Source organism: Vibrio sp. D420a, from assembly GCF_030248625.1.
GTDB classification, from domain to species: Bacteria; Pseudomonadota; Gammaproteobacteria; order Enterobacterales; family Vibrionaceae; genus Vibrio; species Vibrio fortis_A.
This window is the reverse complement of the sequence record NZ_JAHGAN010000007.1, coordinates 79,808-99,508: the sequence shown is the minus strand read 5'-3', so window position 1 is coordinate 99,508 and position 19,701 is coordinate 79,808. Positions and strand designations below refer to the sequence as shown.

The following is a 19,701-nucleotide window of genomic DNA, read 5'->3' as shown; positions in this document are numbered from 1 at the left end:
GACGAAATTTTGGTAGCCTACTAGACCCGTTACAGCTGAGATACTTTATTGATAAATGCATGCCGAGAGTGGCAATCGGTTTTCATCATGATGTTCTTGATATGAGTTTTTACCGTGTTAAGGCTAATAAACATTTGTGAGGCAATTTGTTTATTACTGTACCCATGCAATAGGTGGTGCATGACAGCTTGCTCTTTTTTGGTAAGGTCAAAATTTTCAGAGACAGTCTGAATAAACTCTTGGTGATGATAATGATCTATTGTGTTGATGATAAAGGAGTCTAACGCTCGACGTGGGAACCATAAACCACCATCTAATGTAATATTAATGGCTTTCATCAAGTCGTTTTGAGTACGCTCACTATTCAATACCCCTCGCCAACCATGTTGTAAGTGGTCTATGAGTACTTCGACTTGATCGTTAGGACTGTCCACCAGTAGACATATGTCATTTGAACAATTCTGATTTGGGTATTGTTTAAGAAATTGCGCTGCCAAGCTATCGTGCACCAGAAAGAGGTGTTGATGATTGCCTTTCGTGCAAATGGGAACCTGGTAAGGGGGCTTACTTCGATAACAAAGACAGATATGCTGAGTAATGTCTGTTTCTTGAAGTGGGGTAAACCCAAGGATATGAAATACGATGTGATTTTCTGGCGCTGTAATTTCCATATTAACTCGCTGACGTCTTGTCGTTTTATTCATTTACATACTTCGTTCCATATCATCATATTTTTATGTAACAGTGTTCACATCACCCACTCGGGTGAGAGTTTCAAGGGACAGCGAGTTACATTGTTTTAGATCAATTCTTGCCCTATAAAAAATCCCGCACATAGGTGCGGGATTTGAGTGGTTTTATGTGCTCTAAGATGTCACATCGCAATCAAAGATCAGTTCTTGGTGTGTAGGACAATCACTTCATTTTGGTCAAGGTTGAACGTCGCGCTGCCGTTAGCTACCACAACTTGGTCACCACCTAGCACGTTGTCGTACGTGCCGTTTGCCAAACCAAGGTTAATGGCATTCACTGAAGTTGAGTTACCTAGGTTCATCGCTACCACGACAACGTCGTCTCCCGCGTTACGCTCATAAACAAGCACATCGTTACTTATCCAACGTTCAATGTAAGAACCTTGTTGGATGGCGAAGCTCTCTTTACGCAGTTTACTGAGCTTTTTGATCATCTGGTATGCCGGTGTTGTCTTGTCGAAGCTCGGCATCATTTCACGGTTGTACGGGTCGTTACCTTGCTGACCAAAGCCGTTGGTCGTGAAGTTCGCTGCGTAGTGCTCTGTACCGTAGTAGATACATGGAATACCACGAGAAGTCATGATGAGAGCCAAACCTAGCTCCAAACGATCTTGTGCGAATGGGATGCTTTGTCGACCGCCCCATTTGTCTTTGCCTGGACCAAAGTTAGTGGCGTCGGAACGTAGCACAGTCGAAAGGCGTGGTGCGTCATGGTTATCCAAGAAGATCACTTGCCAATCACTACTTGTGAACTTCTGATCTCTCAGCTTCATGTAGTTGTTAATGGCGTACATACCAGTGCCATGATGGCCAAGCAGAGCGTTCTCGATGGTGTTTCTTAACCCGAAATCAAGCAGCGCAGAGCCTGAGGTGTTTGCGAAATCGATAGATGCGAAGTTTGAGCCTGTTGCGTCAGCACCAGAGTCCATCCACTCACCAAAGAAGTAGAAGTCTTTTCCTTGGCTATGCTTCGCGTATGCGTTGATTTGACCGGTAAAGTCTTGGATGAACTCTTTATCCATATGTTTCACCGCATCAATACGGATAGCATCCACGCCTAGGTCGACCCAGAATTTAGCACCGTCAATTAGGTACTGACGTGCTGGACCACCTTTTCTTTGGTCGAAGTCGGTTAAGTTAAATAGGGTCTTGTTTCGAACGGCCCACGCATCGTTCCACTCCCAATCTTGGCCGTTGGCCGCGATCGCACCATTACGGTGGTAATAGCCACTGCTGTCGTTGTTGTAGTCGGCAAGACGAACGCCATTTTTGTACAGAGCACCGTATTCACCTTCATCATCTGGGTTGGAGTGGTTAGGTGCGTAGTCCAGTACCAGCTTCATGCCGTAGCTGTCCATCTTCTTCTTCAGCGCTTTAAAGTCGTCAACCGTACCTAAGTGCTCGTCTACTTTAAAGAAGTCACGTCCCCAGTAACCGTGATAACCCGCACCACCGCGGCTGTCAGGCACGTTAATGTTGTCAGCTGGTGGAGTGATCCAAATCGCGGTGATTCCCATGTCGTGCAGGTAATCGAGCTTTGCTGTTAAGCCTTTTAAGTCACCGCCAAAGTACTTTTTGAAATCCGACTTGTCTGCCGAATACATATTCGCGCCTGTTGATGTATTATTGCTTGAGTCGCCGTCATGGAAGCGGTCAAGAAACACGAAATACATGGTTTCATCACGCATATCGAACGGCAGTTTTTCATGAACAATAACGGTGTTGGTGTCGTCGTAAAAGTTGATCTCATAGGTTTTGTTTGGATCGACAACATAGTTATTAATCGGATAGTTCTCTGACCAATCACCAAAGCGGTCGACTTTAAAGCTTGGTGGGTTGTTGCCGTCGCCAGTATTGAATTTCTTAACAATTTGCCAATGGTTGGGTTTGACCTTCACCATGGATTCGCTTTGCCAATCATTGGCTGTGCCGCGGAAGTACGCTTGATTCCAATCTGCAGCGGCAGGTAGAGAAGCGAGCAATACTGAAAGAAGTACTATTTTGTTCTTCATTTTATCGTCCTGTTTCACTTGTTAGATTTATTTGGGGTGCACAAAGCCGATCCAGATATTTTCTGAATTAGACTTAATTATTAGGTTTTAAATTTTTTCGAAAAATATAAGCCACCCCAACACATCAAATAAGAGGCAGCTTTCGTTCAGCGATTAGATATTTATAGCGTTAGGTTCTTTTCTGTTTCTGCATCGAAAATATGACAGAACGCGGAATCAAAGTTAAAACGAATATTTTTACCGATATCTGATGTGGATATGGTTTGGTTATTTACTCGAGCAACCACTTCGTTTTCGCCGATTCTGAAGTATAGGTATTTCTCATTACCCAAGTTTTCTACAACTGTTAGCTCACCGTCGTGCACATTAATCGCTTCGTCATCGTTCGCGAGGTTAATGTGTTCAGGGCGAATGCCTAGGCATACCGGTTTATCAATGTGATTAAGAAGCTTCTGCTGCTTATCTTTTGGAATGATAATGCGTGCCCCCGGAGCGAGCTCAACGTAAACATCATCGCCTAGCTGGCAGAGCTTAGTATTGATAAGGTTCATCGCCGGAGAGCCAATAAAGCCAGCAACAAATTTGTTTTCAGGGTAGTTGTATAGATTGGCAGGCGTATCCACTTGCATGATATTGCCCTGATTAAGCACGCAGATACGGTCGCCCAACGTTAATGCTTCGGTTTGATCGTGCGTTACGTAGATCATGGTTGCTGGGTTGCCTTCCTCTTTTAAAGATTGGTGCAACTGGGCAATCTTAACGCGCATCGAAACACGTAGCTTAGCGTCTAAGTTAGATAACGGCTCATCGAATAGGAACACATCAGGCTTACGCACGATGGCGCGACCTACCGCAACACGTTGACGTTGGCCACCCGACATCTCTTTTGGCTTGCGATAAAGCAAGTCCGTGATCTCAAGCTTTTCAGCCGCTTCTTCAACGCGTTTTTTGATTTCGTCCTTTGGTCGCTTCTGCATTTTTAGGCCAAAAGCCATGTTGTCGAACACGGTTTTGTGCGGATAAAGCGCGTAGTTTTGGAACACCATCGCGATGCCACGGTCTTTCGGTGGGAGATCATTGACGACTTTGCTGCCGATACGAATATCACCACCAGAGATGCTCTCAAGACCAGCAATCATTCGCAGTGTGGTCGACTTTGCGCAGCCCGACGGACCGACAAATACCATGAACTCACCTTCATGAATGTCTAGGTCAATGCCATGCACAGCTTTGAAGCCATTGTCGTACTCTTTTTCTACTTTGCGTAGGCTAACTGTTGCCATTTGATACTCCGCATAGGATTACACAATCAAGTGAGTTAATTTGACGATTCACCTGATGTTATTAATTAAAAATTGTTGATTCAGAAAGACGTTTTCGACTGACAGCGACTTGCTCAATAAACAGAATGAGAGAGCGAACATTAGGTATTCGCTCCCATCTATTTGTGCTTATTTACAAGCTTTTAGTAGCGCTCGAACGGGCTTTTTGTCCTGGCCAACTTCGATACTCCACAGGTATTTGCCATCTTCAGGAATGGTGACGGTAGTGTTTTTTGCAAAGCCGCCTCGTTTTAGCTCTTTCTCGTAACCTGCAACCATCTCTTTACCTGCTGCGGTAAATTGCGGATTCCAGCTCATCGTGGCGAATTGTAGGCTGACGTTGCCTGCTTTCTCTTCGCTCACTACTTGGTAGATACCGTTGCCTTTGTGAGACATTTGACGGTTTTCCATGTGCATCCACTGGCCATCTGGGAAGGTACCAACAACATAGAGTGATGGCTTAATTGGACCACGCTCTTCAACACTTGGTAGGTTACAGTCAGCAAAAGGACCGGTAGCCATAGCTTGTGCACCTTCAGTGCTGTCTGATGTGCTAGCACACCCCATCAGTGCTGATGAGAGCAGGGCAGTAAGCAGAAAAGTACGTTTCATCGTCAATTTCCTTTATCTTATTCGCGTTATATTGTTAAGTTTCGACTGGTTTCATAATCGAAAATATGACCAAAATAGGTATCGAAATTAATGCGAAAAGACTTTCCGATATCACTTTGGCTAATTAATCTTTTTGTTCTGAATAGTATTTCTTTGTGACCAATGGCTAACAGGATTTCAAAGCTGTTATCGATCTTTCTATAATCAATGAGTTGACCGTTGATGGTATTAAGCTGCTCGTTGTCTTCTGCTAAATAGACAAAATCAGGTCGAATACCAAAATAGACTCTTTCATCGATGTATGAGGACAGGCACGCTTGCTGCTGCTCGGGTATATTCAATGATGTACCCGGTTCGAGCTCGATATACAGTTCTTTGGTATTTGATCTAATGTAAGCATCGACCATGTTCATGGCTCTGTCCGTCATCTCTATTCCCATTAGCGTTACAAGCTGAACAAACGTGCGAAAAAACCTTTCGATTCGGTTGGAGTTTCCGTTTTATCTTGGTTTAACTTTTTGTTGGTCAGCTTATTGAGTGTTGCTAGGTTTTTGTAATAGCTACGAGCATCCTTTGCTGGGTATCCGAAGATATCGCTATTGGCTGGGAAAGAGTGGCTCACGCCAGATTTTGCTTTGATCACTGAGTTCTTGCCGATGGTTAGATGGCCTGCTGTGCCAGCTTGCCCATGAACAATCACATTGTCTTCTAGGGTGGTGTGCCCAGCGAAGCCTGTTTGCGATACAAGTAGGCAGTGTTGGCCAATCTTACAATCATGGCCAATTTGAACTAGGTTATCGATTTTAGTGCCTCGACCAATCACAGTATTGCCTAGCGTGCCTCGGTCGATGGTGTTGTTGCATCCAATCTCAACGTCGTCTTCGATAATAACGCGGCCAATGCTCTCCACACGCTGGTATCGAGTCTGCTTACCTGTCATGTATTCAAAGCTGTAGTTGCCAATTGAGTTGTTTGAATCAATCGTGACATTGTTGCCAATGATGGTGCCCTCTTTGATCACTGTATTGGCATGAATTGCCACGTTGTCGCCAATAGTGACGCCGTTCATAATCTTTACACCGGGCATAAAGTGGCAGTTCTCTCCGATTTGGCAGTGCTTACCAATGTAAACATCTGGGATATCAGAGGTGTTGCCTTGATCAAACAGTTGGTACTTATGCACCTTATAAAAGCGCATCAGCTGGTTAAGTTTATCGGCATCGAGTTCATCAATAATGATTTTTGTCTTTGCCGAAGATTGCAGAATCGCTCGCGGCCCAATAATGACGTCTGCTAAAGTTTCAGAAATGCCTTTTAGATCTGATTTGGCGAATACAATCGCAAGCCCACCTTTTTCATCGCTTGAAACCGGACGAATCAGCGATATTTCTATCGTGTCATCACCAACGATTTCTCCACCAACGACCTGAGCTATCTCTGAAACTTTGAGCATATTATTCGACCTATCAATTAGTTAGAAGCGATATAGAGCTTGTAAGAATAGTGTGTTCTGTTCAACTACTTTTTCGTCACCAGCGTATTGCGCAGCGTTCGACGTCTCAGTATCTTTCGCCCATTCGTATTCAGCTTTCATTAACCAGTCTTCACCTACGGCTTGTTCGTAGCCGATAGTCGCTTTACGAATGTCTTTGAAGTAGTCGTCGTTGCTGCCGATACCGTTGGTTTCGTTTTCACCGATACGAGCTCGAACATACATGGTGCCAGCATCATCAAAGCTGTATTGCACAATCGGTTCCACGTACTTCTCAGTGAAGTCACTGACTTTCTTGCCGTTGTTTTCGTTCTCTTTAATTTGGTAGAAGAACTCAACGCCCAGTTCCCAGTTACCTAAGCGCTTGTATGGTTTGAACAGTAGGCTGTAGCCTTCCTCTTTGATTTTGCCCCACTCACTCTTATCTTCATCATTCAGTAGATACTCGAGGTTAGAGTAGAAACCAGCACCGAAGTCATTACTCCAGTAGGTAAGGTAAGGTCTAAAGCTGTGTTCAACGGTAGTATGTCGTAAACCGTTTGTACCAGATGTGCTGTAGATCTGACTGCGCGAGTATTCGATGTCATAAACAGAACCTACTCCCCAACCTGAACCAAAGTTGAAGCCTTTGTCGATAGACAGCAGGTGGATGTACCCATCTTCCGTTTCGCTGTATCCCGATTGCTCTTTTTTACGATCTTCTAGCTTAAAAGCGTAAAGGGTCGAGAAGTTCCACTTAGAGTTTCGGTAGAACAGGCTTACCACTTCATGCGTACGAGTCTGCTCTGTTGATTCAGTTGCGCCCCATTTAGCCCAGTCAGTCGTCGTTTTGTATTCGTATTCAATTGACGATCCAACATGCCCACCAAATTTCAAAGCGTCATCAAAAAAGGTGTCTTCAGGAGCAAAGCCTCGATCGCTAGCAAAAGCAGTGGTACTCACAAGCAAAGTGTTGGCTATCACTACAGACAATAATGTTCGTTTCACAGTATTTCCTTATTATTCCGGCATTGGATTTATTTCGATAATTCTGGCCATGAATTTAGTAGTTCACGTTGAACGCCTAATTATTGTTCTTTATTTATTTTAAATTTTCTTCCCATAGAAATTGGTTATGTGATCCCGCTCACTCTCATGCGTGAATTTTATTGATCATCATCACGAATAGTATTGTTTTCATCGATATAGCTATCAGGATGAGCTTATTTCTTGCTGTAAAGCCTGATACGGACTGGTGTTGTATATAATCATGCGCATGGTTAGCAATTACGTATTTATGGTGATCTAAATCACAAAGGTGTTTCTATTTTGAACAAATCGTATTGACTTGTTTAAGGTGAGATATAACCTAGTAGTATCTTATGGACTACTAAATTTAACTTGTGCGGTGTGAGTATGAAAGAAAAGCTATTTAGAACAACGCTATTGGCCTCGCTATTGATGTCTGGGTTGGCTAGCGCTGAAGAGATAACACCAGAGAAAGGTGCTGATCTGCTCATTTGGACGGATAAAACAACCGTTGAATACATGGAGTATGCAGCAGACTCTTTCAATAAAGAGTTCGGCTACGATGTCGACTTTTCGTTTCGTGGACTCGCACCTATCGACTCTGCTTCTCGCCTAATTCAGGATGGTGGGTCAGCTCGAGTGGCTGACGTGGCAGAAATTGAGCACGACTTACTAGGGCGTTTGGTGGTTGCTGGCGGCGCGATGGAGAACCTTGTTTCTGCAGAGCGAATCGATAGTACCTTTATGCAAAATGCCATCAGCGCTTCCAAATCTGAAGGTGTGAGCTATGGTTTTCCGGTCAGCTTTGCCACCACTGCTCTCTTCTACAACAAAGATTTGCTTCCGAAAGCTCCAGAGAGTTTTGAGGAGATTATTGAATTTTCGAAATCATTTAATAACAAGCAAGAACACAAGTATGCGTTGCTTTGGGATATCCAAAACTACTATGAGTCTCGTATGTTTGTGACCTTATACGGCGCTTACGAGTTTGGTAACAACGGCACCGACGCTAAAGATATCGGTATTGACTCAGAAGAAGCGCAAAAAGGGCTTGAGGCAATGAAGAGTCTACGCGTAGCCAATAGTTCCAACCCAATTGACATGCGTAACCCGCAAGTTCGTCGAGGCCTCTTTGGTGAAGGCAAAGTGGGTGCGATCATCGATGGCCCGTGGGCGATTCAAGGTTATAAAGATTCGGGCGTAAATTTTGGTGTAGTACCAATGCCAAAGCTGGAAGGTCAGCAGCCACGTACCTTCTCAACCGTTCGACTTGCGGTGGTCTCTTCTTACACCGAATACCCACGAGCGGCGCAACTGTTTGCTGATTACCTATCGACAGAAGCCATGCTTAAGAAGCGTTACCAAATGACTCAGTCGATTCCACCTGTTCAAGCTGTGATGGAAGAGATCATCGTTAATGCGGATGAAGCGACTTACGCCATCATCACTCAAGGTTTCTACTCTGACGCGATGCCTTCACTGCCAGAGATGGGCTTTATCTGGTCGCCAATGGCCAGCGCTATTACCGACTTATGGGTAAATGATAAGTCACCAAAAGCCGTTCTTGACCGCGCTCGTTCAATTATTACTGAACAGATTGAACTACAAGAGTAGAAGAGGACCTATGTTGTTATCTGAGACTAAGGCAGCCCCTAGGTTGCCTGCTGCTCTCCTGATTATGGGGAGCACACAGATTTTAAAAGGTCACTGGTTGAAAGGCGGGATTTTTCTCGCCATCCAATTGGTTACACTGCTGATCTTCCCTGAACTTATGGAGTCGCTTAAAGGCCTTGTGACCCTAGGTGATGTCGCTCAAGTGCGTAAAGGCTTTACCATCACACAAGGTGATAACTCGATCTTTATGTTGGTCGAGGGTGTGATTGCACTGCTCTACTCATTCTTGTTTATCTGTTTGTACGTATCAAATGTACGTGATGCGAAGCTTACTCAGACGTCAAAACTGTCTTTGAGTGAGCAACTGAAAGATATCTACGATCGCAAGTTTGCGTTCATTATGTTGTCGCCCGCGTTTATTGCGAGTATCGCGTTCATCATCATGCCGATCATTATTACGGTGATGGTGTCGTTTACTAACTACTCAGCACCACACCATATCCCACCAAAGAACTTGGTGGACTGGGTTGGATTTAAGAACTTCTTTGCTCTGTTTGAACTGAAAATCTGGTCGAGCACATTCTTCGGCGTCGCGTCGTGGACGGTAATGTGGGCATTCTTCGCAACGGTATGTACCTGTGGTTTTGGCTTCTTGCTTGCGTTGGCGTTGCAGAATAAGAAGATTAAAGCGAAAAAGGCATGGCGCTTTGTCTTCATTCTTCCTTACGCAATCCCTGCTTTTGTCACTCTATTGATGTTCCGTTTGTTACTCAATGGCATTGGCCCAGTTAATGCAGCACTCAACAGCTGGGGTTTTGATTCGGTCGCTTTCTTATCGGATCCCTTCATTGCCAAGATTACCGTAATTGCGGTGAGCGTTTGGGTCGGTGCTCCTTACTTCATGCTGTTGATTGCAGGCGCGTTGACCAATATCCCTGAAGATCTATACGAAGCGAGTGAAGTGGACGGTGCGAGCAAATTCCAGCAGTTCTGGGAGATCACCTTACCTATGGTACTTCACCAAGTTGCGCCATCTTTAGTGATGACGTTTGCCCATAACTTCAACAACTTCGGAGCGATTTTCCTACTGACCGAGGGTGGACCAATCAACCCTGAATATCGCTTTGCAGGGCATACCGATATCTTGATTACTTGGATCTACAAACTCACTCTCGACTTCCAGCAGTATCAAATCGCGTCGGTTATCTCGATTGTGATCTTCTTGTTCTTGTCGGTGATTGCGATTTGGCAATTCCGTCGTATGAACTCATTTAAAGACGATGTAGGTATGTAACATGGATAAGTTTATTGGCAAGGTTGGTACAGCCGTTGTTTATCTGTTCTTAACAGCAAATGCGCTTTTGGTTCTGGGGCCGGTTATTTGGACTGTGCTGGCATCGTTCAAGGTAGGTAACAACCTTTTCAGCTCCTCTTTTACGGGTATTGAATTTACCTTGGACCATTACCGAGTGCTGTTCAACGATACTCCGTACTTTGAGTGGTACAAAAATACCTTCTTCTTAGCAACGGCCAACATGATTATTTCGTTGGTTGTGGTGACTCTATCGGCGTTTATCTTCTCTCGTTATCGTTTCAACGGTAAGCGAAACATCATGATGAGTATCTTGGTACTTCAGATGTTTCCAGCTTTCCTTTCGATGACGGCGATCTACATTCTGCTTTCCAAAATGGGGCTGATTGATACCTATGCTGGGTTGTTGTTTGTCTATGTTACAGGCTCTCTACCTTTCATGATCTGGCTTGTTAAGGGCTACTTCGATGCGATTCCAACATCGCTTGATGAAGCGGCAAAGATTGATGGTGCAGGGCATATGACCATTTTCTTGGAGATCATCCTTCCGCTCGCTAAGCCTATTTTGGTGTTTGTTGGCTTGGTGTCGTTCACAGGTCCTTGGATGGACTTCATATTGCCAACTCTGATCCTAAGAAGTGAAGATAAGATGACTCTGGCTATCGGAATCTTTAGTTGGATCTCCTCTAACTCAGCAGAAAACTTCACCCTCTTTGCAGCAGGTTCTCTATTGGTAGCCGTGCCAATCACCTTGTTGTTTGTTGCAACACAAAAACACATTACAACCGGCCTCGTCAGCGGTGCAGTAAAAGAATAAAAAGCTAGGAATACACAATGATTACAAAAAGTGCGCTTACACACTCGGCAAAGAGTGCGGACAGTTACGCCTACGATAATGAGACTTTGCATCTGAGATTGCGTAGCGCGAAAGGCGAAATCGAGCGTGTCGCTCTATGGATAGGTGACCCTTACCACTGGGCTGAAGGCGGTTTAGATGGCGGTAACCTTGGTGGCAGTGATGCTCATGGTTGGGTTGGGGGTAACGAAGTCCCGATGGTTCACGAAGGTGAAACTGAGCATCATGACCACTGGTTTGCTGCTTTTAAGCCGCCTAAGCGTCGTAGCCGATATGGATTCATTCTTTATGGTAAGGATGGTGAGAAAATCTTGTTTGGTGAGAAGCGTTGTGCGGACTTATCTGATCCTAAGAAGGCGGAAGTTGAGCTAAGTAATTTAAGTAACTTCTTCTGTTTTCCATACATCAATCCACGCGATGTTTTGAACACACCGAGCTGGGTGAGGGATACCGTTTGGTATCAGATTTTCCCGGAGCGCTTTGCGAACGGCAGACCAGAGATATCGCCAGCCAATGTCCAGCCATGGGGCACCGATCCTAAGTCGGATAATTTTATGGGCGGCGACCTATGGGGCGTGATCGAGAAGCTCGATTACCTGCAAGACCTTGGTGTGAATGGCTTGTACCTATGTCCAATCTTTACCGCTAATGCCAACCATAAATATGACACCGTTGATTACTACAACGTGGATCCTCACTTTGGTGGCAACGAAGCGTTCAAAGCCTTAGTTGAAGCGGCGCATCAGCGTGGTATGAAGGTGATGTTGGATGCGGTATTCAATCATATCGGTGCTCAATCACCACTTTGGTTAGATGTTGTCGAGAAAGGCGAAAAATCTAAATACGCCGATTGGTTCTGGGTGAATCAGTTTCCAGTTTATCCTGATACGCCCAAAGATCAGTGGGACTTTTGGAATCTAAACTACGAAACGTTTGGCAACGTGGCAGAGATGCCAAAACTCAATACCGAAAACGAAGAGTGTCGCGCTTATCTGCTTGATGTCGCTCGCTATTGGGTTGAGGAGTTCAAAATTGATGGTTGGCGCTTAGATGTGGCAAACGAAGTTGATCATGCCTTTTGGCGCGACTTTCGCACCGTTATTAAGGGCATCAATCCGGATTGCTACATTTTGGGTGAGATCTGGCATGAAGGGATGCCATGGCTACGCGGCGATCAGTACGATTCATTAATGAACTACCCGCTAACACAAGCGATCACCGACTACTTTGCTTTGTCTGCGATGGATAAAGAGGGCTTCGTCAACGCGGTCAATACGTCGTACCTGGCTTACCCAAGAAACGTCAACGAAGCGATGTTTAACTTGCTCGATAGTCATGACACGACACGTATCTTGTCTCTGTGTCAGGGCGATAAGCGTCGTGCCAAATTGGCCTACTTGTTCATGTTCACTCAAGTAGGTGCGCCATGTATTTACTACGGTGGTGAGATTGGTATGGATGGCGGCCGTAGTATGGGTAGTGAGAACAACCGCAAGTGTATGGAGTGGGATGAAGCGAACCACGACTTGGACTTTAAAGGCTTTATTCAGCAGCTCATCGCGATGAGAAAGAACAACCCAGAGTTTAATCAACCCAACCTAGAATGGATTCCGGTTGAGGATGAAAGCTGTATCGCATATCGACGCTCTGATTACTTGTTCATTCTTAATAATAGTGATCAGTCAAAGTTCATTGAATTAGATGGACAAGTTCACGCGTTGGATGCGTTTGGCTACGTGATTGAAAAAGCGTAGTTAGCATGAGTGAGTCTGTTGTTATGGGGATCTCTATCGATCCCCAATCTATCCATTCTGTTACGAACACCTCTTCAGGGCGAGAGGTGTATCGTAATGTCCAAAACTGTCCAGATGATTTACTCAAACTATCGGAACGCTTGAAGCAGCTAGTTTCAAGTAACGTCTGGCGATTTGGCAAGGTAACGACAGTCGTCATTAGTGTATGTGAGCACCTACAAACCTTCTCTAATGGTAGAAACAGTCGGTTGTCGCAGGTTAACGCGGCACAGCTCGCCATAGACCTAAGCAACCACTTCGGTTTTGATTGCTCTGTAGTGAGCACTTCACAAGCCGGCTTGGCTTCAGACTGTAATATTCTCGATGTTGATAATGGCTCGGTTCTGAGCTTGTCGCTCGACATTGGCTGTAGCTTAAGTTTCTACAAAAATGGCAAATGGTCAGCTCAATCATTGTGTCGTCATTGGGCGCATTCACCCCTTCCCGATTTCCAATGGTTAATTGACGGTTTAACGCCAGTATGCCGCTGTGGAAGAGAAGCGTGTATTGAGCAGTTCTTATCAATAGAGGGTATTGAACGTCAATATCACCAAGTGGTGCTCCAAGACCGGTCTTTGGCCGATATCTTTTCTGGTGTGGAGGAGGGCGATATCCATTCCACTCGGGTATATCGAGCCTTCATCGATCAGTTGGCACGCAGCCTATTATTGCCAATCGAAGAACTGGCTCCCAAGCAGCTCGTTCTTTCTGGATTTGCAACCACATACCCTTCACTCAATAAAGAGTTGAGGGTTGCTTTATCGCGGTATCACTCATCAGATTCGCTACCTGTCATTTCTCAAAACTCGCAGGATAGCTTCGTATTTGCCTACGGCGCGGCTCTTATGGCAATAAAAAATAACAACAATCATTTACGCTCATAGTTGCAGGAATGGTAACCTTAGCAGGAAGAAAGTATTGAATAGTTTCAGAGGACAACCCGTGTCAGAGTTAGTGATCAAATTAATGGATTTTGGATTCACCAAAACCGATGCACTTGTTTACATTAATTTGCTTAAGAATGGTCGTGCGAGTGGGTATAAGATTGCCAAGGAGATCTCTCTATCTCGCTCATCCGTCTACTCATCGATTGATAACCTATATAACAATGGTTATATCTTTATGTCCGATGGTGACACCAAAGAGTACGAAGCCAAATCACCGGAATTGATCTTTAGCCAAATCGAAAAGAAGACCGTCGAAAATATCAATATTCTTAAGACTGAACTGTCAAAGATGATGCTTCAGGAAGAGAAGGAGTTCGTCTACAACCTGACTGGATTCGAAAACCTTCTTCAGAAAGCGAAAGAGATTATTAATCAAGCGAATTTGGAAATTTACCTCAATACCGATTTCAATCTGAACCTGTTTGAAAAAGAGTTGTGTGATGCAATTGAGCGTGGTGTTCGAGTAATCGGCTTTTCGTTCAACAAGATGGCCAAGCCGCACGACAAGATTGAGTTGTACTCTCGCTCAGAAAACGAAGAGACAGAATATCCTTCCCACCGCTTTATGTGTGTTGCGGATATGAAGTTAGCGCTGATGTTCTCACACCGTGAAGAAACATTGGGTTTATATTCAAATAACCGACTGATTGTTAAGATGATTGCTGAGCACATCCACAGTGATATTTATCTTACTGAATATGAGCGCCTAGAGCCTGAGAAGCGCGTTCGCGTTAATACGATTCACGAACAGCATAACTCTATGGTTCTTGATGACCTTAAGAAGCAATAATGCAGAAGCCGCGTATCAACGCGGCTTTTTTGTGTCGAATTGGAGCTATGAATTGGGTTAAAACCCACCTGCCCATGCATCGAAATCGTCAATGTTCTGCAGCTCTTCTCTGCTTCTTGGTGCAGGATAGTAAGGGAGTGCGAGTCTGACTTCTGATGGTTGCAGTTCCCAGTCTGGTGTCATTTTCAGGCGTTTCAATTCGCCATCTAGCCTCACGAACATGTAGTAACCATCGGCGTGTGTGTTGGCGTAGCTGGCAATGGTGGCAACCTCTCCACTAGGGAGTTTCACATCGCGTCCTAAGGGGTAGAGTTGGTGAAGTGCGAAGCTGACTTTTGGGTCTTGCAGCTTACCTTGCTTAAAGCGTTCTAAGCCAATGGCTGTCGATGTTGTGCGCGGTTTCCACCCTGTGAGAAACAGTCCGCTTAACGTATCTTTGAATGGCTTACCCTTACGAATGCCTTCATTGCTAATGAACTGAACGAGCAGTGAATCTCCCGATTCTTCTATGATTTCAAGAAATTGTTCACCAGTGCGGTCGACGAGGAGCTTCATAAGGAACAGTACCGTTTGAGAAATGTAGCTCAAATGGTACTGACAAAATGATTGACTTAACAGGGTGTCATGTTGTTATTTATTGATGTACCACATGGAAACGTTCAAGAACCAGCGTCATATCCTCTTGCGGCTCAATATTGAGTTCAGCGCATTCCTTGGAAAAGAAATTCCAATGCGCCTCTCTCCACCACTCTAGAGACAAATCACCTTCACCTTCTGCTTTGGCAAACTCATCAGTTACCTCGTTGTATGGGCACTGAGTGACGGTATCTATTTCTATAATGCACACCGGATTGCCATGCCAATCGACAACCACTTGCAAGTGACCAACCGTAGGCATCGGCTCTTCGCCAGACTCGTACCAGTAAGCCATGCTGCAGGTCGCGGTTTTCTTACCCTGCTTGATAAGCTCAGCACATAAATTGGCATTGTATTCGTCGCCGCAAAAGTAGTCAGAGCTGAAAGAGTGATACTTATTACGTGTTTGTTCTGGGAGTGAACTGAGGAAATTGTCTAAGTAGCGTTGAGATCTGTCGTCCATGAGAGCCTAACTGATTGAAAAATTGGGTTTGTAATAATTCACTCAAGAATATCACAACTCGGTTAGGCTCAGATGAACTTCTAACGTTGAGGCTTAGCGTTTTCTAATGAAATGACTTTGAACAATCTGACCCAAGTAAGTCTCACTCTGTTTCAGCTCAAAATTGAGAGGGGATTTGAGCTCTCCAAACAATGGAGAACCACCACCAAGTAAGATAGGAATCGTGGTGATGAACATCTCATCAATAAGGTCTTCTTTTAAGAAGTTCTGAATCGTTACGCCGCCATCAATGTAAAGATCCTTTAATCCTTTCGCATTGAGATCACTAATGATGCTGCTGAGCTCTCCTTGAACCAAGAATACCTTGCCTTCAAGTTCTGCGGGCACCTTCGTTAGTGTATTGCTAAGCACATATACTGGCTTGGTATAAGGCCAGTCGATACCAAAACTCAGAACAATGTCCATTGTATTACGGCCCATAACCAGAGCATCAACACGTTCCATCAGCGCGTTATAGCCTAAGTCATTGTTGTCTGGATTAGGCACTGAGTGCAGCCAATCAATGCCGCCTTCTTTGTCTGCGATGTACCCATCAAGGCTGGTTGCAATAAACACAATATTCGACATCTTTTACTCCAAATCTAAGCCAGAGCTTGGCTTCTTGTTAAAGATAAATTAAAATATTCTACAGTGTAGAATTAAAGTTTATGGAGAGATCCCATGAGTGTCAAGGATCAAAAACGTGGTCGTCCCAAGGTGGGGGATCGCCAACTCAGTGCTGAAGGCATTCTATCGGTCGCAAAAGTCATGATGCGAGAAGACGGGAAGACCCCAAGTATTCGTGCACTGGCGAAGCAACTTGGCGTTGATGCGATGGCTATCTATTACTACTTTAAAAACAAGAATGAGTTGCTTGAAGCGATAACTGTCTCGCTGATGCAGGATATTATTGAACCAAGTGAACAGTTTGATTGGAAAGAGAATATCTACCGACTGAGTGTCAGTTACTTAACGATTCTGAATGATCATCCAGGGTTACTGGAGACGCTGTTAACGATGAAGTCATTGGGTCCAGTAGAAGTGTTTAGCCAACGATTTGAAGCGTCTATTGAGCCTCTTTATTTATCAGAGGCGCAGACCAATACCGCGCGAGATTTACTGGTCGACTATCTTCACGGGTACGCACTGGCGCTTAACTGTAATCCAGACAGAACAGAGATAACCGCCGAGATGATAGAAAAACCGATGGAACTGTATTACCTAGCTTTAACGGCGCTTAGTTAACGGAATTTGACTTCACAAACTGACCAGGGGTCATGCCATATTGGCTCTTGAACACGCGTGTGAAGTGGGATTGGTCATTAAAGCCAAGTTGGTGGCTGATTTCGGCGATGTTGGGGTTGTCTGCGCTGAGTTTGGCTTTGGCTTGCTCCAAACGCTTGTGCATCAAGTATTGGTAAGGCGTTTCACCAACCAATTTTTTAAACTCGCGTAGGAAATAGAACTTACTGCAGTGTAGTAATTCTGAAAGGTCATCCACTGAAATAGTTGAGCCGATGTTTTCAGCGATGTAGTGATCGATTTTATCAAGCTGACTTTGATCGAACTTAGATGCGCTCTGCTGAAGGTTTTGTAAGTCTTGGTAGTTAGAGTAGTTCTGGATGTAGTGGTTTGATAGCAGTGCCAACAGCCCTTGCACATATGCCTGCCCGTTACGTCCCTTGTTCATCACTTCTAAAATAAACAGATCGATAATGCCCTTAATGGTTGGATCGGAAATGTTGTAGTTGTTCAAAAACTGCAGCTTCATTTTTCCGACATTAAGTGGGCAACTTTCCATAAAACGCTTCTCTTCTATTGCCAGAATAATAAAGTGGCAAGGCTCCGAAATATCATGAGTGAATGGCGTCTTAGGTGGGTTGATCCAAATATCATCAGCGACGGCTTTGATGGATGTTAAGTTTTCACCATCGCCGACCTTCCAGCTCAGCTCTTTGTCGAGCGCCAATGCGAAATAGAAATAAGGGGTTGAGACGTTATTTGGGTAGAAGTGAGGAGAGCGCCCCTTTTCCAGCACAATCCCATCCCAACTAAGGGCGTGATTTGAAAACTCGATATCTAAAACATCACCACAATCGGAGAGTTGGCCGGTTTCATGTTGAATGAATTGGAGTTGAGATTTCATATTTCACACTTGGTAACTTGGGTATTTGTCTCATTAAAAACCATCACGGTTGTTCTCGCAATATCCTCGCTTCAATTGATCGTTATTGAAGAGATGACCGATCTTCCGATTTGCTTTCATCGTAACTAGTTATTCTTGCCTATAATTTTAGGCTCATGAACTGTTGCATATGGAGAGTAACTGATGATCACACCACCGAATACTAACCACACTTATCCACGCTCGTTCAGTCATATTGGTATTTCGGTCCCTGATTTAGAGGCGGCCGTTAAGTTTTATACCGAGGTGTTAGGCTGGTACCTAATAATGAAACCCACAGAGATTCTGGAAGATAATTCAGCCATAGGGGAAATGTGTACCGACGTTTTTGGCGCTGGGTGGGAAAGATTCCGAATCGCCCATTTATCTACGGGAGATCGTATTGGCGTTGAGATTTTCGAGTTCAAGAACCAAGAGAACCCTGAAGATAATTTTGAGTATTGGAAAACCGGTATATTCCATTTCTGTGTTCAAGACCCAGATGTGGAGGGGTTGGCGGAGCGTATTGTCGCGGCTGGTGGTAAAAAACGTATGAAGGAACCGCGCTACTATTACCCAGGCGAAAAGCCTTATCGAATGATCTACATGGAAGACCCGTTTGGCAACATATTGGAAATCTACAGTCACAGCTATGAACTGCATTACTCGGCTGGTGCCTATTGATAGTTGCTGTCTGTAAGTATTGAAATGTTATTAAAAAGCGCCCGACTGCTTGCTCGCAGCCGGGCGCCTTGTTTTATATGAGAACTAATTTGTTTTTTGAACCAAAGTGCGTTGAGAACCAATTTACGTTGAGAACCAATGTGCTATGGAGAAATTAGTCTCTGATTAAATTCTTAAACTAGAGTCGCGCCTTTAAATGCACCTATTGGGGCGATTTGGTCTAGCTTGTCTAAGATCTCTTGGCTTAGAGTCACTGACAAGGCTTCTAGGTTTTCGTCTACTCTTGACGTTTTACGGCTACCAGGAATCGGAACGATGTTGTCACCTTGCGCGACCAACCATGCAAGAGCGAGTTGTGCTGGTGTTACCTGATACTCTGCCGCGATGACTTTAATCTCTTCCAAGCGCTGCAGGTTGCTCGTGAAGTTGTCACCCTGCATTTTTGGGTTATTGTTTCTAAAATCACCCTCTTCCAAATCTTTAACTTGGCCAGTAAGGAAACCTGCACCTAATGGAGACCAGCACACGAGCGCTGCACCAATCTGATTAATGGCTGGTAGAATATCTGTCTCTGCTTCGCGTCGGAACAGTGAGTACTCATACTGTACCGCTGCAATCGGGTGGATTTCATTTGCTTCTAATACTTGCTCTGCAGTGACATTAGAAAGACCGATCGCTTTCACTTTGCCTGCTTTCACAGCATCGGCCATCGCACTGACAGTTTCTGCTAGAGGGACATTCGGATCTAGGTAGTGTGCGTAAAGCAGGTCGATTTGCTCAACACCTAAGCGTTCTAGGCTGTTATCAATTGCGCGAGCGACGTACTCTTTGGTGCCATTAATGGTCAATGGGAAACCCCAACCTGTGTCTAGCTGGCTACCTGTTTGGTCTTCTTCAAATACGATGCCGAATTTGGTCGCAATAAAAGGTGCAGTTTCTGTCTGTGCAACGGCTTGCTTGATGAGGTCTTCATTGTGACCGGCACCATACGCATCCGCAGTATCGATCATCATGCCTTGCTCAATCGCATGTACTAGAGTGTTTACCGCAGACGTGTCGTCACTCTGGCCGTAGTAACCTTCCAATCCCATTGCGCCGTAACCGATTTGTTTGATGTTTTGAAATAGCTCTTTAGACATGGTCTCTCTCCAGTACTTGTATTCGATAATCGGCGTGGTGTTCGCCTGACTTGGTAACAAGATTAG

At 44.7% G+C, this 19,701-nt stretch carries 20 protein-coding genes; 8 read left to right on the top strand and 12 right to left on the bottom strand.

What is annotated here, in order from left to right:
* Positions 1–29 precede the first annotated feature (29 nt).
* The 7 genes from KI743_RS07375 to KI743_RS07345 form a co-directional block, all read right to left on the bottom strand.
* Positions 30–671 (bottom strand): response regulator transcription factor, encoded by a 642-nt coding sequence (locus KI743_RS07375; protein ID WP_285465784.1) that lies wholly within the window; start codon positions 669–671, stop codon positions 30–32.
* Positions 672–892: 221 nt separating this feature from the next.
* Positions 893–2,764 (bottom strand): alpha-amylase family glycosyl hydrolase, encoded by a 1,872-nt coding sequence (locus KI743_RS07370; RefSeq protein ID WP_285465783.1) that lies wholly within the window; start codon positions 2,762–2,764, stop codon positions 893–895.
* Positions 2,765–2,925: 161 nt separating this feature from the next.
* Positions 2,926–4,047, bottom strand: coding sequence for an ABC transporter ATP-binding protein (locus KI743_RS07365; protein WP_032550633.1), 1,122 nt, complete (start codon positions 4,045–4,047; stop codon positions 2,926–2,928).
* A 168-nt stretch (positions 4,048–4,215) separates the two neighbouring features.
* Complete coding sequence (locus tag KI743_RS07360; protein ID WP_285465782.1) at positions 4,216–4,698, bottom strand: glycosidase; 483 nt, start codon at positions 4,696–4,698, stop codon at positions 4,216–4,218.
* Positions 4,699–4,724: 26 nt separating this feature from the next.
* Positions 4,725–5,126: a hypothetical protein gene (locus KI743_RS07355; RefSeq protein ID WP_285465781.1), complete on the bottom strand. Its 402-nt coding sequence runs from the start codon at positions 5,124–5,126 to the stop codon at positions 4,725–4,727.
* A 17-nt stretch (positions 5,127–5,143) separates the two neighbouring features.
* Complete coding sequence (lpxD, locus tag KI743_RS07350) at positions 5,144–6,151, bottom strand: UDP-3-O-(3-hydroxymyristoyl)glucosamine N-acyltransferase (protein WP_285465780.1); 1,008 nt, start codon at positions 6,149–6,151, stop codon at positions 5,144–5,146.
* 21 nt (positions 6,152–6,172) lie between these two features.
* Complete coding sequence (locus KI743_RS07345; protein WP_285465779.1) at positions 6,173–7,177, bottom strand: porin; 1,005 nt, start codon at positions 7,175–7,177, stop codon at positions 6,173–6,175.
* A 408-nt stretch (positions 7,178–7,585) separates the two neighbouring features.
* Between KI743_RS07345 and KI743_RS07340 the strand changes: the two genes are divergently transcribed.
* The 6 genes from KI743_RS07340 to KI743_RS07315 are packed head-to-tail and all read left to right on the top strand — an operon-like array spanning position 7,586 to position 14,510.
* Complete coding sequence (locus KI743_RS07340; RefSeq protein WP_032550627.1) at positions 7,586–8,812, top strand: maltose ABC transporter substrate-binding protein; 1,227 nt, start codon at positions 7,586–7,588, stop codon at positions 8,810–8,812.
* Positions 8,813–8,822: 10 nt separating this feature from the next.
* Positions 8,823–10,106 carry a carbohydrate ABC transporter permease gene (locus KI743_RS07335; RefSeq protein ID WP_150869870.1) on the top strand — a complete coding sequence of 428 codons (1,284 nt, stop codon included), beginning with the start codon at positions 8,823–8,825 and terminating at the stop codon, positions 10,104–10,106.
* A 1-nt stretch (position 10,107) separates the two neighbouring features.
* Entirely contained in the window at positions 10,108–10,941 is an 834-nt protein-coding gene (locus KI743_RS07330) for a sugar ABC transporter permease (RefSeq protein ID WP_285465778.1), read from the top strand.
* Positions 10,942–10,958: 17 nt separating this feature from the next.
* Positions 10,959–12,734 (top strand): glycoside hydrolase family 13 protein, encoded by a 1,776-nt coding sequence (locus KI743_RS07325; RefSeq protein ID WP_285465777.1) that lies wholly within the window; start codon positions 10,959–10,961, stop codon positions 12,732–12,734.
* Positions 12,735–12,739: 5 nt separating this feature from the next.
* The gene (locus KI743_RS07320; protein ID WP_285465776.1) at positions 12,740–13,657 is read left to right on the top strand and encodes an ROK family protein; all 918 of its coding nucleotides are present in this window, start codon (positions 12,740–12,742) and stop codon (positions 13,655–13,657) included.
* Between the two features lie 58 nt (positions 13,658–13,715).
* Positions 13,716–14,510: a TrmB family transcriptional regulator gene (locus KI743_RS07315; RefSeq protein ID WP_032550620.1), complete on the top strand. Its 795-nt coding sequence runs from the start codon at positions 13,716–13,718 to the stop codon at positions 14,508–14,510.
* A 57-nt stretch (positions 14,511–14,567) separates the two neighbouring features.
* On the opposite strand, the gene KI743_RS07310 is transcribed toward KI743_RS07315, so the two are convergent.
* The 3 genes from KI743_RS07310 to KI743_RS07300 all read right to left on the bottom strand — a co-directional run bounded on the left by KI743_RS07310 (position 14,568) and on the right by KI743_RS07300 (position 16,236).
* A complete protein-coding gene (locus tag KI743_RS07310) occupies positions 14,568–15,065 on the bottom strand; it encodes a hypothetical protein (protein WP_285465775.1) in 498 nt (165 codons plus the stop codon).
* 79 nt (positions 15,066–15,144) lie between these two features.
* Positions 15,145–15,609 (bottom strand): ASCH domain-containing protein, encoded by a 465-nt coding sequence (locus KI743_RS07305; RefSeq protein ID WP_285465774.1) that lies wholly within the window; start codon positions 15,607–15,609, stop codon positions 15,145–15,147.
* A 93-nt stretch (positions 15,610–15,702) separates the two neighbouring features.
* A complete protein-coding gene (locus tag KI743_RS07300) occupies positions 15,703–16,236 on the bottom strand; it encodes a dihydrofolate reductase family protein (protein WP_285465773.1) in 534 nt (177 codons plus the stop codon).
* 93 nt (positions 16,237–16,329) lie between these two features.
* Between KI743_RS07300 and KI743_RS07295 the strand changes: the two genes are divergently transcribed.
* Positions 16,330–16,893 carry a TetR/AcrR family transcriptional regulator gene (locus KI743_RS07295; protein WP_285465772.1) on the top strand — a complete coding sequence of 188 codons (564 nt, stop codon included), beginning with the start codon at positions 16,330–16,332 and terminating at the stop codon, positions 16,891–16,893.
* On the opposite strand, the gene KI743_RS07290 is transcribed toward KI743_RS07295, so the two are convergent.
* Positions 16,886–17,794 carry an AraC family transcriptional regulator gene (locus tag KI743_RS07290; protein WP_285465771.1) on the bottom strand — a complete coding sequence of 303 codons (909 nt, stop codon included), beginning with the start codon at positions 17,792–17,794 and terminating at the stop codon, positions 16,886–16,888. The genes KI743_RS07295 and KI743_RS07290 overlap by 8 nt on opposite strands.
* Positions 17,795–17,977: 183 nt before the next feature.
* Here KI743_RS07290 and KI743_RS07285 point away from each other — a divergent pair, with 183 nt between their 5' ends.
* Positions 17,978–18,496 carry a lactoylglutathione lyase family protein gene (locus tag KI743_RS07285; RefSeq protein WP_150869877.1) on the top strand — a complete coding sequence of 173 codons (519 nt, stop codon included), beginning with the start codon at positions 17,978–17,980 and terminating at the stop codon, positions 18,494–18,496.
* Between the two features lie 173 nt (positions 18,497–18,669).
* Here KI743_RS07285 and KI743_RS07280 read toward each other — a convergent pair whose 3' ends face one another.
* A complete protein-coding gene (locus tag KI743_RS07280) occupies positions 18,670–19,635 on the bottom strand; it encodes an aldo/keto reductase (RefSeq protein WP_285465770.1) in 966 nt (321 codons plus the stop codon).
* Positions 19,636–19,701: the final 66 nt, after the last annotated feature.

Excerpts from the sequence above, each read along its gene's own strand:
- KI743_RS07375 (WP_285465784.1), bottom strand. The coding sequence starts at position 671 with ATGGAAATTACAGCGCCAGAAAATCACATCGTATTTCATATCCTTGGG.
- KI743_RS07300 (WP_285465773.1), bottom strand. The coding sequence starts at position 16,236 with ATGTCGAATATTGTGTTTATTGCAACCAGCCTTGATGGGTACATCGCA.
- KI743_RS07360 (WP_285465782.1), bottom strand. The coding sequence starts at position 4,698 with ATGAAACGTACTTTTCTGCTTACTGCCCTGCTCTCATCAGCACTGATG.
- lpxD (WP_285465780.1), bottom strand. The coding sequence starts at position 6,151 with ATGCTCAAAGTTTCAGAGATAGCTCAGGTCGTTGGTGGAGAAATCGTT.
- KI743_RS07280 (WP_285465770.1), bottom strand. The coding sequence starts at position 19,635 with ATGTCTAAAGAGCTATTTCAAAACATCAAACAAATCGGTTACGGCGCA.
- KI743_RS07320 (WP_285465776.1), top strand. The coding sequence starts at position 12,740 with ATGAGTGAGTCTGTTGTTATGGGGATCTCTATCGATCCCCAATCTATC.
- KI743_RS07370 (WP_285465783.1), bottom strand. The coding sequence starts at position 2,764 with ATGAAGAACAAAATAGTACTTCTTTCAGTATTGCTCGCTTCTCTACCT.
- KI743_RS07355 (WP_285465781.1), bottom strand. The coding sequence starts at position 5,126 with ATGACGGACAGAGCCATGAACATGGTCGATGCTTACATTAGATCAAAT.
- KI743_RS07290 (WP_285465771.1), bottom strand. The coding sequence starts at position 17,794 with ATGAAATCTCAACTCCAATTCATTCAACATGAAACCGGCCAACTCTCC.
- KI743_RS07325 (WP_285465777.1), top strand. The coding sequence starts at position 10,959 with ATGATTACAAAAAGTGCGCTTACACACTCGGCAAAGAGTGCGGACAGT.
- KI743_RS07330 (WP_285465778.1), top strand. The coding sequence starts at position 10,108 with ATGGATAAGTTTATTGGCAAGGTTGGTACAGCCGTTGTTTATCTGTTC.
- KI743_RS07295 (WP_285465772.1), top strand. The coding sequence starts at position 16,330 with ATGAGTGTCAAGGATCAAAAACGTGGTCGTCCCAAGGTGGGGGATCGC.
- KI743_RS07340 (WP_032550627.1), top strand. The coding sequence starts at position 7,586 with ATGAAAGAAAAGCTATTTAGAACAACGCTATTGGCCTCGCTATTGATG.
- KI743_RS07365 (WP_032550633.1), bottom strand. The coding sequence starts at position 4,047 with ATGGCAACAGTTAGCCTACGCAAAGTAGAAAAAGAGTACGACAATGGC.
- KI743_RS07305 (WP_285465774.1), bottom strand. The coding sequence starts at position 15,609 with ATGGACGACAGATCTCAACGCTACTTAGACAATTTCCTCAGTTCACTC.
- KI743_RS07335 (WP_150869870.1), top strand. The coding sequence starts at position 8,823 with ATGTTGTTATCTGAGACTAAGGCAGCCCCTAGGTTGCCTGCTGCTCTC.
- KI743_RS07310 (WP_285465775.1), bottom strand. The coding sequence starts at position 15,065 with ATGAAGCTCCTCGTCGACCGCACTGGTGAACAATTTCTTGAAATCATA.
- KI743_RS07285 (WP_150869877.1), top strand. The coding sequence starts at position 17,978 with ATGATCACACCACCGAATACTAACCACACTTATCCACGCTCGTTCAGT.